The following is a 17,443-nucleotide window of genomic DNA, read 5'->3' on the forward strand; positions in this document are numbered from 1 at the left end:
TTTCCTTCTTTTTTTTTTTTTTTTTTGTGGTTTTCCCTATTTATTTTTCTTCTTTTTGTTTTTTTTTCTTCCTCCCCCCCCCCCTCCCCCCCTCCCCCCCCCCCCCCCCCCCCCCCCTCACTGCGTCGGCGTCCGACGCCGAAAGCCCGAGGGATGCCGCATCCTTGGGTGTGTGACTCCTCCCCGGCGGAGGCCGAGGTTCCTCACTCGGCCGGCAGCGATCTCATGACGGACAGGCTCGGACCGGTGCCGCACAGCACCGGGGCAAGCCATCGGTGGAGGCGTGGCCGCGGGGGCGGATATACCCGGATGGGGAGGCGCGAGACGTGAGTGCGAGGACATCGACGCGTAACGGTTCGATGCACAACTACGAAGGCGGTGCCATGGATCGCTGGGCGTCAAGGCACCATGGACCGATGCGCGACGACGAGAACACGGCGATCGGCGCCCTCGTCACACGCGCCGCCGGGGGGGACCGGCGGGCCACCCACGATCTGCTCGCCCTGGTGCACCCCCTTGCCCTGCGCTACTGCCGCACCCGGCTCTCCCGGCTGCCCGGTGATGCCCGCCACTTCGTGGACGACCTGGCGCAAGAGGTCTGCCTGGCCGTGCTGTGCGCGCTGCCGCGCTACCGCGACACCGGCCGGCCCTTCGAGGCGTTCGTCGTCGCGATCGCCGCCCACAAGGTCGCCGATCTCCAGCGGGCCGCGATGCGCCGCCCCGGCAGCACGGCCGTGCCCTCGGACGAGATGCCGGAGCAGCCGGACGACTCGCTCGGTCCGGAGGAACGGGCGCTGCTCAGCAGCGATGCCGAGTGGGCCAAGAAACTTCTCGCCAACCTGCCGGAGCACCAGCGTGAGCTGGTGCTGCTGCGGGTGGCCATCGGGATGACGGCCGAGGAGACCGGGCAGATGCTGGGGATGTCGCCGGGGGCCGTACGGGTCGCGCAGCACCGCGCGCTGAGCCGGCTCCGCGCGCTGGCCGAGCAGTAGGCCGCGGTGGGCCGACCCGTACGGACCGCGGTATGTGTGCGGCGGGTACGGGCCGCAGGACGCGCGCGGCGGGTACGGACGGCAGTACGCGTGCCGCGCGTACGGACGGCGGGACGCGTGCCGCGCGTACGGGAGCGGATGCCCGTACGCGCAAGGCCGCGGCTGCCCGTACGGTCATCGTGCGGGCGTCGTGCGGGCGTCGTGCGGGCGCCGGTCGGCGGCTTCCGCGGCGGTACGAATGCCGCGCGCACGCCGTATGAACGCACAAGTGATGCGTCCCTCATTCGTCGTGGAATGAGACACCTGTGGCTCCCGTTAGCATGGACATCCGCACCGAGGCAAGACCATTGGGAAGGTGTCATGACTGACAACGTCGACGGAATGCCTGCGAAATTCGCGATGCTCGGGCTGACGTACGACGACGTGCTGCTGCTGCCGGGCGCCTCCGAGGTGCTGCCGAACGCGGTCGACACCTCGTCCCGGGTCTCGCGCAACGTACGCGTGAACATCCCGCTGCTGTCCGCCGCGATGGACAAGGTCACCGAGGCGCGGATGGCCATCGCCATGGCCCGCCAGGGCGGCGCCGGCGTCCTGCACCGCAACCTCTCCATCGAGGACCAGGCCAACCAGGTCGACCTCGTCAAGCGCTCCGAGTCGGGCATGGTCACCGACCCGATCACGGTGCACCCCGACGCGACGCTGGCCGACGCCGACGCGCTGTGCGCGAAGTTCCGCATCAGCGGCGTGCCGGTCACGGACCCCGCGGGCAAGCTGCTGGGCATCGTCACCAACCGCGACATGGCCTTCGAGCTGGACCGCGGCCGTCAGGTGCGCGAGGTCATGACGCCGATGCCGCTGGTCACCGGCAAGGTCGGGATCTCCGGCGAGGACGCCATCGAGCTGCTGCGCCGTCACAAGATCGAGAAGCTGCCGCTGGTCGACGGGGCGGGCATCCTCAAGGGCCTGATCACCGTCAAGGACTTCGTCAAGGCCGAGAAGTACCCGATGGCCGCCAAGGACGCCGAGGGCCGGCTCGTCGTCGGCGCCGCGGTGGGCGTCGGCGACGAGGCGTTCGAGCGCGCGCAGGCGCTCGTCGAGGCCGGGGTCGACTTCCTGGTCGTCGACAGCGCGCACGGCCACAGCCGCGGCATCCTCGACATGATCGCCAAGGTCAAGTCCCAGATCGCCGTCGACGTCGTCGGCGGCAACATCGCCACCCGCGACGCCGCGCAGGCGCTCATCGACGCGGGCGCGGACGGCGTGAAGGTCGGCGTGGGCCCCGGCTCGATCTGTACGACGCGGGTCGTCGCGGGCATCGGCGTACCGCAGGTCACGGCCATCTACGAGGCCGCTCAGGCGTGCCACGCGGCGGGCGTGCCGCTGATCGGCGACGGCGGCCTCCAGTTCTCGGGCGACATCGCCAAGGCCATCGCGGCCGGTGCGGACACCGTGATGCTCGGCTCGCTGCTGGCGGGCTGCGAGGAGTCGCCGGGCGAGATGGTCTTCATCAACGGCAAGCAGTTCAAGTCCTACCGGGGCATGGGCTCGCTGGGCGCGATGCAGACCCGCGGCCAGGCCCGCTCCTACTCCAAGGACCGCTACTTCCAGGACAACGTGCTCTCCGAGGACAAGCTGGTGCCCGAGGGCATCGAGGGCCAGGTGCCCTACCGCGGTCCGCTCTCCTCGGTCGCGCACCAGCTCATCGGCGGCCTGCGGGCCTCCATGGGCTATGTCGGCTCCGCCGACGTCCCGGAGCTGAAGGAGAAGGGCCGCTTCGTGCGCATCACGTCGGCGGGGCTCAAGGAGAGCCACCCGCACGACGTTCAGCTGACGACCGAGGCGCCGAACTACTCGCGCCGCTGACACACGGCGAAAGCCCGGTCAGAGCCCGCGGCCCGGACTACCGGCCGCGGGCTCAGCCATGTCGGGGATACTGGAATCGGCAGACGGAGCGCCGAAGAATTTGAGAGGCCACACACGTGACTGAGATCGAGATCGGGCGCGGCAAGCGCGGCCGCCGGGCGTACGCATTCGACGACATCGCCGTCGTCCCGAGTCGGCGCACCCGCGACCCGAAGGAGGTCTCGATCGCCTGGCAGATCGATGCCTACCGGTTCGAGCTGCCCTTCCTCGCGGCGCCGATGGACTCGGTGGTCTCGCCCCGGACCGCGATCCGCATCGGCGAGCTGGGCGGGCTGGGCGTCCTCAACCTGGAGGGTCTGTGGACCCGCTACGAGGACCCGGAGCCGCTGCTCGCCGAGATCGCCGAGCTGGACGAGACCGCCGCGACCAGGCGCCTCCAGGAGATCTACGCCGCCCCGATCAAGGAAGAGCTGATCGGGCAGCGCATCAAGGAGGTGCGTGACTCCGGCGTGGTGACCGCCGCCGCGCTCTCGCCGCAGCGCACCGCGCAGTTCTCCAAGGCCGTGGTCGACGCGGGCGTGGACATCTTCGTGATCCGCGGCACCACGGTCTCCGCCGAGCACGTCTCGGGCGCGGCCGAGCCGCTCAACCTCAAGCAGTTCATCTACGAGCTGGACGTGCCCGTCATCGTCGGCGGCTGCGCGACCTACACCGCGGCCCTGCACCTGATGCGCACGGGCGCGGCGGGCGTCCTCGTCGGCTTCGGCGGCGGCGCGGCGCACACCACCCGCAACGTGCTGGGCATCCAGGTGCCGATGGCCACCGCGGTCGCCGACGTGGCCGCCGCCCGACGCGACTACATGGACGAGTCCGGCGGCCGGTACGTGCACGTGATCGCGGACGGCGGCGTGGGCTGGTCCGGCGACCTGCCCAAGGCCATCGCCTGCGGCGCCGACGCCGTGATGATGGGCTCCCCGCTGGCCCGCGCCACGGACGCCCCGGGCCGCGGCCACCACTGGGGCATGGAGGCCGTCCACGAGGATGTGCCGCGCGGCAAGCGGATGGACCTGGGCGCGGTCGGCACCACCGAGGAGGTGCTGCTCGGCCCGTCGCACATCCCGGACGGTTCGATGAACTTCTTCGGCGCGCTGCGCCGGGCGATGGCCACGACGGGCTACTCGGAGCTCAAGGAGTTCCAGCGCGTCGAGGTGACGGTGGCCCCGTCCCAGCACGACAACCGCTGACGCCGCGTCGGCCGTAGCCGCCGAGGGCCCGGATCACCCGCTGTCGCTGTGGCGGGTGTCCGGGCCCTTTGCCGTTCGTACGGGCGTGTTCTTGTACGGGCACCTTGGCGCGGGCGCGTTCTCGTACGGCCGTCTTGGCACGGGAGCGCGCGGATCGCGGCTCGGCTCCGAACGGCTCGGTGCGGCCCGGCGGTGTCAGCCGGCGAGCTTCTTGGTCGTGCTGTAGGCGCCGGCCGCGCCGAGGAGGTAGAAGGCCACGTCGATGATCTCCAGGTACTCCTTCCACGCCTTGCTGATGAGGTCGAAGTGGTCGAGGAGCGCCTCGAAGACCGAGATGTCCGCGGCGCCGGCGAGGGCCAGCGCGAAGCCGAAGATCTGGCCGAGGTAGACGCCGATCAGGCCGAGTATCGCGCTGACGACGGGCAGGGCGGCGTTGCGGCCGCCGAGCTTGCCGAGGGCGGCGCCGATGAGCGCACCGGTGCCGACCGCGAGGTAGCCGATCTGGGCGCCGTCGGTGGCCTTGAGTATCGCGCCATAGATCGCGGAACCGACGAGCATGGCGACGATGCCGACGACCACCGCGAGGCCCGGGGTGCCCCTGCGGCCGGCCGGGGGCGGAGGCGGGAAGCCGCCCGGAGCGCCGTACTGGCCCTGCTGGGGCGGGTAGGGCTGCTGCTGGTAGCCGCCGGGCGCCGGGGGCTGGTAGCCGCCGGGCTGCTGCTGCGGGTCGCCGTATCCGGCCGGCTGCTGGGGCGGCTGGCCGTACGGGTTCGGCTGCTGCGGTGGCTGTGGCTGCTGCCAGGGCTGGCTCACGGTGGTCCCCCGAGGTGAAGGTGCGGAACCGCGCTCCTGAGCCGGAAGTGGCTGGAGCGCAGTATGAAAGTCGGGCCATAAGCTAACAGTTAGGACTGACAGGGCAGTAACGTGTTTCCCGCTCTGTGACACGGTCGGGACGCCGCCGCTACTCCGCTACGCGCTTGGCGACCAGGTATCCCTCGGCCGCGGCCACGGTGTAGAAGCCGATGTCGTTCCTGCCGAGCATCTCGTGGCGCCAGTAGTCCACGACGGTGTCGAAGTGGTGCAGCAGGGTGGTGAGGACACTCGGCGGGTGGCTCAGGGCGTCGCTCGCCGCCTCGCTCATCTGCGTGGCGGCGGCGAGGAGTTGGGCGAGGAGGACGCCGAGCAGGGCCAGCGGGGGTCCGAGCGGCGCGAGCGCCGGCGCGCGGCCGCCGGCCTTGCCGAGGGCCGCGCCGACGAGCAGGCCGATCGCGAGCGCCCAGTAGCCGAGTTCATGGCTGCCGGGGCCGGCCAGCCCCTGGACCCAGCCGAAGGCGACGGCGCCGAGAAGCGCGGCGGCGGCGCCCGCGGCGAGGCCCCGCGCGGGTCGGCCCCCGGCCGCGGGGCGGTCGGACGGAGGCGGAGCGGTCTCGGTTCGCGGTGCGGGCACGCTCATGATTTCGCACGCTAGCAGCGGCCAATGTCAGCGGGCGTCCGATGTGTGCGCCGGATAAAGATTCGGGCATAGGGAATAATGGCAACTTATGGCGCAAAGCAAGTCGTTCAACGGACGGGACATGGGCATCGACCTCGGCACCGCGAACACGCTGGTGTACGTGCGGGGAAAGGGAGTGGTGCTCAACGAGCCATCAGTGGTCGCGGTGAACGCCGCCGACGGCGGGGTGTTGTCGGTCGGTTTCGAGGCGAGGGAGACCATCGGTCGTACGCCCTCGAACATCGTGGCCGTCCGCCCCCTGCGCGACGGTGTCATAGCCGACTTCGAGATAGCCGAGCGGATGCTCCGGCACTTCATCAAGCGGGTCCAGGGCAACCGCCGCTGGGGGCGACCGAGGGTCGTGGTCTGTGTGCCGTCGGGCATCACGGGCGTGGAGCGGCGCGCGGTCATCGAGGCGGCGAACCGCGCCGGGGCCCGCCAGGTGCACCTGGTCGAGGAGCCGATGGCCGCGGCGATCGGCGCGGGGCTGCCGGTGAGCGAGCCGACCGGCTGCATGGTCGTCGACATCGGCGGCGGCACCACCGAGGTCGCGGTGATCTCGCTGGGCGGCATCGTGACGGCCCGTTCGGTGCGGACCGCGGGCGACGCGATGGATGCCGCGATCATCTCGTACGTGAAGAAGGAGTACTCCCTCGCGATCGGCGAGCGGACCGCGGAGTCGCTCAAGATGAGCATCGGCTCCGCCACGGCCACCGGCTACTGGACTGCGGCGGGTCTCAGCGCTCTCGCCGAGCAGCTGGAGAAGAACGACGGCCTCTCCGACGACAACGGCGACCCCGAGGACACTCAGGGCCTGCTGCCGCCGGACCGCTGCACCATCCGCGGGCGCGACCAGGTCAGCGGCCTGCCCAAGACCCTGGAACTGACGGCGGACGAGGTGCGGCACGCGCTGACCGAACCCGTGGACACCATCGTCGCGGCCGTCCGGCAGACGCTGGACGAGACCCCGCCGGAGCTGGCCGGCGACATCATGGACCGCGGCATCGTACTGACGGGCGGCGGGGCGCTGCTGCGCGGCCTGGACGTGCGGCTCAGCAAGGAGCTGGACATCCCGGTGCTGGTGGCCGACGAACCGCTGGACTGCGTGGCCGTGGGCACCGGCCGGTGCGTCGAGGACTTCGCGTCGCTCAAGACGGTGCTGGACGCGCAGCCGCAGCGCCTGCTGGCCACGGGCCGCTGAACGGGCGGGCGGCCGAACGGAGGGAGCGGGCCGCTGAACGGTCCCCGGCGACGACCCCGCGGCCCTGGAGGCGGCGCTTCCGGGGGCTCCGCTCTGGAGGCAGCACCAGAGGTGGCGCTGGAGACGGCGCCGGAGACGCTGCTAGGGGCGGCGCCAGAGGTGGCGCTAGAGACGGTGCGCCGCGCCCGCGGGGCTCGCTCCGCGGGTGTCCAGCAGGAGCTGGGCCTTCACGGCCAGCCCCTGGAGGTCGTACGTGCGGTGCTGCTGGAGCAGCACCGTGAGGTCGGCGTCGGCCGCCGCCTCGTACAGGGAGTCGGCGCGCGGTACGGGCCGGCCCAGCACGCGCCACTGCGGCACATGCGGGTCGTGGTAGCTCACCTGTGCCCCCAGCTCCATGAGCCGGGAGGCGATCTCCCGTGCGGGTGAGCCCTCCTGGTCGGCGATGTCGGCCTTGTAGCTGACGCCGAGCAGCAGCACGCGCGCGCCGCGCGCGGACTTGCCGTGTTCGTTGAGGAGGGTGGCGCAGCGCTGGATGATGTAGCGCGGCATCCGCCCGTTGACCTCCTGGGCCAGTTCGACCATGCGCAGCGGGTAGCCGAGGCTGCGGCCCTGGTAGGAGAGGTAATTGGGGTCGATGGGGACGCCGTGGCCGCCGACGCCGGGGCCGGGGCGGAACGCCTGGAAGCCGAAGGGCTTGGTCTCGGCGCACCGTACGACGTCCCACAGGTCGACGCCGATGTCGTTGCAGAAGACGGCCATCTCGTTGGCGAGCGCGATGTTGACGTGCCGGTAGTTGGACTCCAGGACCTTGACGGTCTCGGCCTCGCGGGGCCCGCGGGCCCGTACGACCTTTTCGCAGAGCCGCCCGTAGAAGGCGGCGGCGGCCTCGGTGCAGGCGGGGGTGAGGCCGCCGATGACCTTGGGCATGTTGCCGTAGGCGTACGCGCGGTTGCCGGGGTCGAGGCGGCTGGGGGAGTAGGCGAGGTGGAAGTCGCGCCCGGCGCGCAGCCCGGAGCCGTTCTCCAGGATGGGGCGCAGGAATTCCTCCGTGGTCCCCGGGTAGGCGCTGGACTCCAGGAGAACAGTGGTGTGCGGTCGCAGCCGGGCCGCCAGGGTGTGCGCGGCGTCGCCGATCGCACGCAGGTCCAGTGACCGGTCTTCGCCCAGCGGCGTGGGCGCGCAGATCACGGCCGTATGGACCCGGCCCAGCTCGCCGTCCTCGGCGGTGATGCGGAAGCGTCCGGAGAGCATCCGGCGGATCTCGGGGGCGGTGAGGGAGCCGTCCACGGGTGGCCGGCCGGCTCGTAGGTCCGCGACGACGCGCGGGTCGGGGTCGTAGCCGACGGTGTTCACTCCGGCGGCGGTAGCGGCCTGGGCGAGAGGGAGGCCGAGATGGCCGAGGCCGATGACGGCGAGATCTGCGGGCATGGCGTCGTGCCGTCCTTCCCGAGGCGATTCCGGATGGCGTGAATTCAGACTAAGCGGAAATATGACTCATATTCAGTATTGGACGGTGGCATTGACCCGGTGTTGCCAAGCCGGGTGAAGCCTGGTCGCGCGCCCCCGACGCGGACAGAATCGTCGGACGGGGAGCGCGAGCCCGATCACACGGGAGGCATTGGTGAGGACAGCGACACTCGGCCCGGCCGAGCGCGGAGAGGCGCTCGCCCGGATGGCGGAGCGCGAACTGGACGTGCTGGTCGTCGGCGGCGGCGTCGTCGGCGCGGGCACCGCCCTGGACGCGGCCACCCGCGGACTGGCGACCGGCCTCGTAGAGGCCCGGGACTGGGCGGCGGGCACCTCCAGCCGCTCCAGCAAGCTCATCCACGGGGGGCTGCGCTATCTGGAGATGCTCGACTTCGCGCTCGTACGGGAGGCGCTCAAGGAGCGCGGGCTGCTGCTGGAGCGGATCGCCCCGCACCTGGTGCGCCCGGTGCCCTTCCTCTACCCCCTTCAGCACAAGGGCTGGGAGCGGTTCTACGCCGGCTCGGGCGTCGCCCTCTACGACGCCATGTCCATCTCCTCCGGCCATGGCCGCGGCCTGCCCACCCACCGCCACCTCACCCGCAAGCACGCACTGAGCGTCGCGCCCTGCCTCAAGAAGGACGCCCTGGTGGGCGCCCTCCAGTACTACGACGCCCAGATGGACGACGCGCGCTACGTCGCGACGATCGTGCGCACCGCCGCCGCCTACGGCGCGGACGTGGCCAACCGCGCGCGCGTGGTGGGCTTCCTGCGCGAGGGCGAGCGGGTCGTCGGCGCCCGGGTGCACGACCTGGAGCAGGGCGGCGAATTCGAGATCCGCGCCCGCCAGGTGGTCAACGCCACCGGCGTGTGGACGGACGACACCCAGGGCCTGATCGCCGAGCGCGGCCAGTTCCACGTACGGGCCTCCAAGGGCATCCATCTGGTGGTGCCCAAGGACCGCATCCACTCCACCACCGGGCTCATCCTGCGCACCGAGAAGAGCGTGCTGTTCGTCATCCCCTGGGGGCGGCACTGGATCGTCGGCACCACCGATACCGACTGGGACCTGGACAAGGCGCACCCCGCCGCGTCCAGCGCCGACATCGACTACCTGCTGGAACACGTCAACTCGGTGCTCTCCACCCCGCTCACCAGGGACGACGTGCAGGGCGTCTACGCGGGGCTGCGCCCGCTGCTGGCCGGCGAGTCGGACGCCACCAGCAAGCTGTCCCGTGAGCACACCGTCGCGCACCCGGTGCCGGGCCTGGTGGTCGTCGCGGGCGGCAAGTACACGACATACCGGGTGATGGCCAAGGACGCGGTGGACGAGGTGGTGCACGGCCTCGACCAGAAGGTCGCCGACTGCGTCACCGAGGACGTGCCGCTGATGGGCGCGGAGGGCTACAAGGCGCTGTGGAACGCCCGGGCGCACATCGCCCAGCGCACCGGGCTGCACGTGGCGCGCGTGGAGCACCTGCTCAACCGGTACGGCTCCATGGTCGACGAGGTGCTGGCACTGATCACCGCCGACCCCACGCTCGGTGAACCATTGGCCGCCGCTGAGGACTATCTGCGCGCCGAGGTCGTCTACGCCGCCTCGCACGAGGGCGCGCGCCACCTCGACGACGTCCTCACGCGCCGTACGCGCGTCTCGATCGAGACCTTCGACCGGGGCACGCGCAGCGCGCGCGAGGCCGCCGAGCTGATGGCGCCGGTGCTGGGCTGGGACAAGGGGCAGATCGAGCGGGAGGTCGAGCACTACGAGAAGCGGGTGGAGGCGGAGCGGGAGTCGCAGCGGCAGCCGGACGACCTGACGGCGGACGCGGCACGGCTCGGGGCCCCGGACATCCAGCCCCGGTGAACGCCGAACGCCCGGCCCTGCCGAGACGACTGAGCCCTAATGGGGTGAATTCCGGCAGAACTCCGCACCCAGAAGGGGCCTTTGGGTCGCCGGAGCGATCCCCGCGCCTCTGTTGATCCGAGAGCTGAGCGGTCGCCGGCCGTGCGGGCCGGCGACCGCCGGCACGTACGAACCGTCGATCTCGCCGCTCCGCCTCGCACGGGCGGTACGGGACGGGCCCATCCCGTACCGCCGTGCGAGGCGGAGCGGCTGTCGCGGCGGTGCGCGGTGAAGCCCGCGCCGGAGAACCGGCGGAGGGACTTCGCGATCCGGCCGTCGAGGCTCGGCCGCCGCTGGGCGGCGAGTTGCGGGACGACCGCCGTCTTGGTGACGCCGCCCGCGCGGAGACGGTTGTCCGCGCGCCGCGGCGGTCCGTCCGTACGTGCGCCGTGCCGACCGTCGCGAAACGGACCCCATGAGCGTTTTGTGACAGCTCGGCGGTCTCCGGAACCGAACCGCCGGCCACCGGCTCTTGGACAGGGAGGCGCGGCATGGAACCGCGGTATGGAACCGCCGCACACCGTCAACGCGGCTGCCGGCTCGGCCATGATGACGATGAGGCGGGAGAGGCCGGAGTGGCTCGGCATGCGCTCATCAAGTCGGCACTCGGACCCTGGCCTTCCCCTGGTCCGCGGATGAGAGACAATGGACGCTCTGCCAGGGTGGGTTGATCGCAGAGCTGATTGCCAGAGGGGACGCATGTCGGAGGCGGAAGAGACGCAGGGCACGACAGGGCGCCTCCTGGCTGGTCGGTACCGGCTCGGCGAGGTGCTGGGTCGGGGCGGCATGGGTACGGTGTGGCGTGCGCGCGACGAGACCTTGGGCCGTACGGTCGCGGTCAAGGAACTGCGCTTCCCGTCGAGCGTCGACGAGGACGAGAAGCGCCGCCTGATCACCCGTACGCTGCGCGAGGCGAAGGCGATCGCCCGCATCCGCAGCAACGGCGCGGTCACGGTCTACGACGTCGTCGACGAGGACGACCGGCCGTGGATCGTCATGGAGCTGATCGAGGGTCGCTCGCTCGCCGACGCGATCCGGGAGGACGGGCCCCTTCCGTGGAGACAGGCGGCCGAGGCCGGTCTCGCCATCCTCGACGTGCTGCGCGCCGCGCACCGTGAGGGCATCCTGCACCGCGACGTGAAGCCGTCGAACGTCCTGATCGCCGACGACGGCCGGGTCGTGCTCACCGACTTCGGCATCGCACAGGTCGAGGGCGACCCGTCGGTCACCTCCACCGGCATGCTGGTCGGCGCCCCCTCGTACATCTCGCCGGAGCGGGCACGCGGCCACAAGCCGGGCCCGCCGGCCGACCTGTGGTCGCTGGGCGGCCTGCTGTACGCCGCGGTGGAGGGCGTCCCGCCGTACGACAAGGGTTCGGCCATAGCGACACTCACCGCCGTGATGACCGAGCCGATGGAGCCGCCGAAGCACGCGGGGGCGCTGGAGGAGGTCCTCTACGGCCTGCTCGCCAAGGACCCCGAGAAGCGGCTGAACGAGGCGGGCGCGCGGGCGTTGCTCACCGACGCGGTCAACGCGCCCGAGGAGGACCGCAAGGCTCCCGAGCCGCCGGTCGTCGAGCCGACGCGCGCGATGGCGCTGCCTCCGGCCCCGGCGCCGCCCGCCCCCTCCTCACCGCCGCTGTCGCTGGAGAAGACCGGCTCGGGGGCGGCATCCCCCCCGGCCGGGCCACGGGCCGCGGATGTGGCGGCGGACCGCATGCGCGGCGCGCTGAAGTCCGTACGGAACGCGGCGGCGTCCGCGACCGCGGCGAAAGCGTCCAAGTCCAAGGAGTCCGGGGCCGCCGGTCGGAATGGTTCGGCTTCCGGGTCCGGCGGCGGCGCTCGGGGGCCGGGCGCGCGCCCGGGAACTCCGCCGCGCGCGTCGATCACGGACGTGGTGCCCAAGCGGACGCTCCTGGTGGTGGCCGTGGTCGTGGTGCTCGCCGTACTGGGCACGGTGCTCGCCTTCGCCCTCAGTGGCGACGACGCCGACAAGTCGGACAAGGGCTCTTCCGGCTCCAAGGACGACAAGGCGACCTCCTCCGGATCGGCCCCGGCAGCGGCCGGCGGCGGGAAGGACGAGAAGGGCGAGAAGGACGAGAAGGGCACCGAGCGGCCGACGGGGTCGGCCTCGACGGACGGGGCGGCCAAGAAGCCGGCGGGCACGGACGGCCTGCCCGAGGGGTACGAACCGGTCAAGAACGGTGAGTACCACTTCAGTATCGCGATGCCCAAGGGCTGGAAGCAGACGGCCACCGCGGGTGATCACTCCGGCGCCATATACAGCGCGGCGGGCGGTTTCCCGCGGCTCCAGGTCGACTTCGGTTCGCAGCCGCAGTCGGACGCGGCCAAGTCGTGGCGGGCGGCGGAGGGCAGCGCGAAGAACGGCGGCATGAAGGGCTACCAGGGCCTCGGCGTCGACACCGTCGACAAGTGGGCCGGGCACGACTACCCGACCGTCGCGGACTGGACCTTCGAGCGCGACCAGAGCGGCAAGCGGGTCCAGGTCGTCAACCGCGGCTTCAAGGTCGACGGCGGCCATGGCTACGCCATCATGATCACCTGCGAGAAGGACAAGTGGAAGGACGCCCAGTGCAGGGAGCTGCGGGAGGCCGCCTTCGCCTCCTTCAAACCCGAGGGCTGAGCGGCGACACCGGGCCCTGGCCGGGCCCTGGCCGAAATGGCTCACGGAGCGCGTACGAAGCGACGTACTGAGCCGTACGGTCCCAAGGCGGGGGCTGGGCACGTATCGTGAGAGCCCGTGGACCGTACGCAGCCACAAAGAGCAGTGAAATGACCGTACTTGGCGGTTGCTGACGGGGTCTGTCGAGGTTTCGGGCGATAGCTGGCGCGAGATGGTGAATCTCGCGCTTGGGGAGGCGTCGTGGACGACTACGCGGGTCGGGTCCTTGCCGACCGCTATCGCCTTCCGCTGCCGCCTTCCGACGAGTTCGAACTCGTCGAGACGCGCGCCTTCGACGCCTACAGCGGGCAGGAGGTCCTCCTCCGGCAGATCCCGCTGCCCGAGGTCGTCGACGCGGAGGTCGTCGGCGAGGAGGGCGGACACGGCGGGCGGAACGCGGGCCGGCACGGCGGGCGTACGACCCAGGGGACCGGCGATCCGGCGGTGCGCCGCGCCCTCGAAGCCGCCGGCGCCGCGGCCCAGATACCCGATCACCCCCGGCTCGACCAGGTCTTCCACGTCTTCGCCGAGGCCGGCAGCCTGTGGATCGTCAGCGAGCTCATCCCCGCCCGGCCGCTGGCCGCGCTCCTCGCCGAACGCACGCTGACCCCTCACCGCGCCGCCGAGATCGCCGCCGATGTCCTGACCGCCCTGAGCGCGCTGCACGCGCACGGCTGGACCCACCGCAACATCACCGCCCGTACGGTCCTCGTCTGCGACGACGGCCGGGCGGTCCTCACCGGGCTCGCGGCGGGGGCGGCGGAAGAGGCGCTCTGCGGCTACGACCCGGTGCCGGCCGTGGCCCTGAAGGGCGGCAGCACCGCCCTGCGGCCCGCCGTGCCCGCGGGTTCGGTGGAAGGGGGAGCCGGACCGCCCGGCGCCCCTGGCGTCGCGGCGGCGGGGCGGCCCGCGGGGCCGCCGGTCGGCGGCCGGGCCGCGATAGCCACGGCCCGCGCGGCCGATGGCGGCTCAGGCCAACAGCCTTCCGTGCCCGCTCACAACGGATCCCCGCCCCCGGCCTTCACCGGTCCCGCCTACCGCGACCAGGGCGCGGCAGGCGGCTTCCTGCCCCAGGCCGAGGCGCCGGATACCCAGCGGGAAGGGGTGGCCGGGCCGGATCCGCGAGCGGTGCGGGCCGGAGCGATAGCCGCGTACCGGGCCGGGACGCGGGCCGCCACCGCGCGGGCGAACGCCGACACCCCGGCGCCGGACGACTCCTCCCACGCCCCGGGGGCCCCCGCGGCATGGGGCGGCGGCAGCGCCGCCAGCGGCACCGCGCCCACGGGGCCCGCGCCGGACAGCGCCGCCTGGAGCGCGGACGCCCTCATGAAGACCGGATCGCAGAGTGCGCTCCCGGGGCCCGCGGGGCACTCGGACGAAGGAGCCGCGCCACAGACGTCCTTGGGCGCGCCTATGGCCGAAGGGACCGCTGGGCCCGAAGGGGCCGCTGAGGACGGCGGGACGGGCGAGCCCGCCGTTCCGGGTGGTGACGGCCGCGCGCACACGGGCTTCACGGAGCCATGGGGCCACGGCGAGAACGGGCGCCAGGGGCGGGGCCCGCAGACCGCCCTGGCGGCCGAACGGGCTCGGCAGGCGCGGATGGTGGTCGTCGGCCCCGTCACCGAGCGGTGGGCGCCCGAGCAGGCCGGACCGGTGCACGAGAACTGGCGGCTCGCACCGCCGGTGGGCCCGGCCGCAGACCTGTGGGCGCTGGGCGCCCTGCTGTTCCGGGCGGTGCAGGGACACGCGCCCTACCCCGAGGAGACCGCCGCCGAACTGGTGCAGCTCGTATGCGCCGAGTCGCCCGCCTACGCGGAGGAGTGCGGGGCGCTGCGCCCCGTCGTCGAGTCGCTGATGCGCAAGGACCCGACCGAGCGGCCCGACTTCGAGGAGCTGCGGGGCTGGCTGCGCTCGCTGATCCGGTCCGCCCCGGAGCCGGAACTCGGCAGCCGCACCGTCACCGTCCCGTCGATCGGCCCGGGTTCGCCCTCTGATCCGCACCGGCTGCCCATCAAGCGCCGGCGCGGGGAACTGGTGCGCAGGCGGCGGTCCGGCGCATCGGCGGCCGCCCCGCACGGGCGGCACAAGAAGGCCCATAAGACGGTGCACCGCACCGTGACCAAGCAGCCGCGTCCCCCGCGTCCGCAGCGGCTGAAGTTGGAGCACACCGAGCGGCCGGAGCGGACCGTCGGGCCCGCGCACGAGCGGCAAGGACGCGCCCCCCGTCGGTTGGGGCGGCTGCTGCTGGTCCTCATCCTCGTGGTGATGGCCGGGGTCATCGCCTACGCCCTGCTGTTCATGCCGCGCGAGGGGAAGAACGCGGGCCAGGCCCGTACGGACCGTACGGGCGCGGCCGGCGCGCAGAGTTCCGCGGCCGACGGCACGGGTACGAGGAGCGCGCCCCGCTCCTCCGCCGCGGCCTCCATGGGGGCGCAGGAGCCCCAGACGTCCGAGCCCGCCGGCGTCGCCAAGGGTTTCGCGCTGCGCCAGGACCCGAAGGGGTTCGCGGTGTCCGTGGCCGAGAACTGGCAGCGGCGCGGTGAGAACGACCGCGGTCAGGTCGTCTACATCGGCGGGGACTACGAACTGATCGTGGTCCCGGGCAGGGACAAGGTGTCGGAGTACGGGGGCGACCCGATGGCGTACCAGCAGGACCGGGAGCCCGAGCTGGCCCCGTACCGCTCGTCGTCCTGGTCGGGCGCCTCGGGGCTGCGCCGTATCGACGTGGGCAGGACGGCGATGGCGGAGGGCACGTTCAACTGGAACGACAGCAGCGGCCGCCAGGTGTATGTGCGCAACGCGGCGATGATCCTCGACGGCCGCTACCACCTGCTCCAGGTGATCGGCCCGGCCGACGAACAGCGCGCTGTGGACCGGTACTTCGATCAGGCCATCGCGACCTACCGCGCGGAGCCCTGACCGGGGAGGGGCTCGGAGAACCGGTCACGCAGCCGGTACTTGAGGACCTTGCGCAACGTCTCGTTGCGCGGCAGCGCGCCGACCAGCTCCAGCTGTTCGGGGATCTTGTGCACGGAGAGCCCCGCGGCGCGCAGACACGCGGATACGGCACCGAGGGTGAGCGGGGCCGCCCCGGGCGGCTGCTGGACTACGGCGCAGACCCGCTCCCCGCGGTCCCGGTCGGGGAGGCCGATGACGGCGACGTCCTCGACGTCCGGGTGCTCGTAGAGGAGCCGCTCTATCTCCTGGGCGGAGATGTTCTCGCCCTTGCGGATGATGATGTCCTTCTCGCGGCCGGTGAGCACGAGGTGGCCGTCGGGCGTGAGGTGGCCGAGGTCGCCGGTGATGAGGAAGCCGTCGCGGTCGAAGACCTCGGCGGTCTGCGCGGCGTCCAGGTAGCCGCGGCAGACGGCTTCGCCGCGTAGCCGTACGGCGCCGTCCCGCCCGGCGGGCAGGGGGCTGCCGTCGGCGTCCACGATGCGGATCTCCATGCCTTCGGGCGGCCGGCCCTCGGTGGTGGCGAGGTTGTGGGGCGTGTCGTCGGGCGCCCCCATGGTGATCATCGGGACCTCGGTCATGCCGTAGCCGTGGGTGAGTTGGCAGCCCATCTCGCGGACCACCTCGTGGTAGAGCTCGGGCGGCTTGGCGGCGCCGCCGCCCGCCATGAGCCGGAGGGCGGGGAGGAGTCTGCGTCCGGGGTCCTTGCGCTGCTCCGCGAGGAACATCGCGTAGAAGGCGGTGGAGCCTCCGGCGACCGTGACGCCGTGGCGGCGGTAGGCGTCGAGTGAACCGGGCATCGAGAAGTGCTCCAGCATGACGGCGGGGAAGCCGCGGAGCAGCAGCATCACGGTGTAGTCGGGCCCGGCGACATGGGCGTACGGGAAGGCCATCGAGCCGATGTCCTCGGCGTTCAGGCGCAGAGCGCGGGCGAGGCAGCCGCCGGCGGCGATGAGGCTGCGGTCGGTGTGCAGGACCCCTTTGGGGTCGGAGGTGGTGCCCGAGGTCCAGTAGATCCAGCGGACCGAGGTGCCGTCCGACGGGGGCTCGGGGAGGACCGCCGGGTCGCCCTCGGGGAGCGTGTCGTACGCCTCGAAGACGCGTGGGGGCGTGGTGAGTTCGAGTCCGACGCGGTGGGCCATCGCCGAGTGGTCGAAGCCGCGCCAGGTGCCGGGTACGGCGAAGAACTCGGCCTCGGCAGCCCGGAGCGCGAAGCCGACCTCGCGGTCGCGGTAGAAGGGGATGAGCGGCGTCTGCACGGCCCCGATACGGGCCAGGGCGAAGGTGAGGACGGCGGTCTCGATGCGGGTGGGCAACTGCCAGGCGACCCGGCTGCCAGGACGTACACCGAGGCCGTACAGGCCGGCGGCGACGCGCTCGGCCCAGGTGCGCAGGGCGCCGAAGGTCAGCTTCCGGTCGTCGTCGGCCGAGGGCGCGGCGTCGATGAGGACCAGCGCCTCGGGGGTATGTGCCGCGCGGCGGTCCAGGAGCTCCCACAGGGTGCGGGAGCTCTCCAGTTCGCGGGCGAGCCGTGTGCCGCTTCCGGGATCAGTGTGCTCGCGCATGGGTGCAGCCTCCGCTTATCTGATGCCCCGTCAGAATGTCCGCGAAGCGTAAGCCGCAGCGCCTTGTCGGTCCAGAGGTGCC

The 17,443-nt window shown here is 72.2% G+C and carries 11 protein-coding genes; 7 read left to right on the forward strand and 4 right to left on the reverse strand.

Annotation, left to right across the window (positions count from 1 at the left end; translation table 11 throughout):
- Positions 1 to 416: 416 nt before the first annotated feature.
- From AC07AB_RS24945 to AC07AB_RS24955, 3 genes are all read left to right on the forward strand, one after another.
- Positions 417 to 992 (forward strand): sigma-70 family RNA polymerase sigma factor, encoded by a 576-nt coding sequence (locus AC07AB_RS24945; RefSeq protein ID WP_478570674.1) that lies wholly within the window; start codon positions 417 to 419, stop codon positions 990 to 992.
- A gap of 360 nt (positions 993 to 1,352) precedes the next feature.
- A complete protein-coding gene (guaB, locus tag AC07AB_RS24950; protein ID WP_478570676.1) occupies positions 1,353 to 2,855 on the forward strand; it encodes an IMP dehydrogenase in 1,503 nt (500 codons plus the stop codon).
- A gap of 116 nt (positions 2,856 to 2,971) precedes the next feature.
- On the forward strand, positions 2,972 to 4,099 hold the full coding sequence (locus AC07AB_RS24955; protein ID WP_478570679.1) for a GuaB3 family IMP dehydrogenase-related protein: 1,128 nt from the start codon (positions 2,972 to 2,974) through the stop codon (positions 4,097 to 4,099).
- A gap of 195 nt (positions 4,100 to 4,294) precedes the next feature.
- Here AC07AB_RS24955 and AC07AB_RS24960 read toward each other — a convergent pair whose 3' ends face one another.
- Together AC07AB_RS24960 and AC07AB_RS24965 are read right to left on the reverse strand one after the other, a co-directional pair.
- The gene (locus AC07AB_RS24960; RefSeq protein ID WP_478570682.1) at positions 4,295 to 4,912 is read right to left on the reverse strand and encodes a hypothetical protein; all 618 of its coding nucleotides are present in this window, start codon (positions 4,910 to 4,912) and stop codon (positions 4,295 to 4,297) included.
- Positions 4,913 to 5,060: 148 nt separating this feature from the next.
- Positions 5,061 to 5,552, reverse strand: coding sequence for a hypothetical protein (locus AC07AB_RS24965; RefSeq protein WP_478570685.1), 492 nt, complete (start codon positions 5,550 to 5,552; stop codon positions 5,061 to 5,063).
- 88 nt (positions 5,553 to 5,640) lie between these two features.
- On the opposite strand from AC07AB_RS24965, the gene AC07AB_RS24970 reads away from it, so the two are divergent.
- Positions 5,641 to 6,792: a rod shape-determining protein gene (locus AC07AB_RS24970; protein WP_478570688.1), complete on the forward strand. Its 1,152-nt coding sequence runs from the start codon at positions 5,641 to 5,643 to the stop codon at positions 6,790 to 6,792.
- Between the two features lie 165 nt (positions 6,793 to 6,957).
- Here AC07AB_RS24970 and AC07AB_RS24975 read toward each other — a convergent pair whose 3' ends face one another.
- Positions 6,958 to 8,220 (reverse strand): nucleotide sugar dehydrogenase, encoded by a 1,263-nt coding sequence (locus AC07AB_RS24975; protein WP_478570691.1) that lies wholly within the window; start codon positions 8,218 to 8,220, stop codon positions 6,958 to 6,960.
- A 193-nt stretch (positions 8,221 to 8,413) separates the two neighbouring features.
- Here AC07AB_RS24975 and AC07AB_RS24980 point away from each other — a divergent pair, with 193 nt between their 5' ends.
- The 3 genes from AC07AB_RS24980 to AC07AB_RS24990 all read left to right on the forward strand — a co-directional run bounded on the left by AC07AB_RS24980 (position 8,414) and on the right by AC07AB_RS24990 (position 15,760).
- Positions 8,414 to 10,120 carry a glycerol-3-phosphate dehydrogenase/oxidase gene (locus AC07AB_RS24980; protein WP_478570694.1) on the forward strand — a complete coding sequence of 569 codons (1,707 nt, stop codon included), beginning with the start codon at positions 8,414 to 8,416 and terminating at the stop codon, positions 10,118 to 10,120.
- A 738-nt stretch (positions 10,121 to 10,858) separates the two neighbouring features.
- On the forward strand, positions 10,859 to 12,802 hold the full coding sequence (locus AC07AB_RS24985; protein ID WP_478570697.1) for a serine/threonine-protein kinase: 1,944 nt from the start codon (positions 10,859 to 10,861) through the stop codon (positions 12,800 to 12,802).
- Between the two features lie 240 nt (positions 12,803 to 13,042).
- Positions 13,043 to 15,760: a protein kinase gene (locus AC07AB_RS24990; RefSeq protein ID WP_478570700.1), complete on the forward strand. Its 2,718-nt coding sequence runs from the start codon at positions 13,043 to 13,045 to the stop codon at positions 15,758 to 15,760.
- Here the strand turns inward: AC07AB_RS24990 and AC07AB_RS24995 are convergent.
- A complete protein-coding gene (locus tag AC07AB_RS24995; RefSeq protein ID WP_478570703.1) occupies positions 15,742 to 17,361 on the reverse strand; it encodes an AMP-binding protein in 1,620 nt (539 codons plus the stop codon). The genes AC07AB_RS24990 and AC07AB_RS24995 overlap by 19 nt on opposite strands.
- Positions 17,362 to 17,443: the final 82 nt, after the last annotated feature.

This window comes from Streptomyces sp. NPDC044033 (assembly GCF_056434425.1).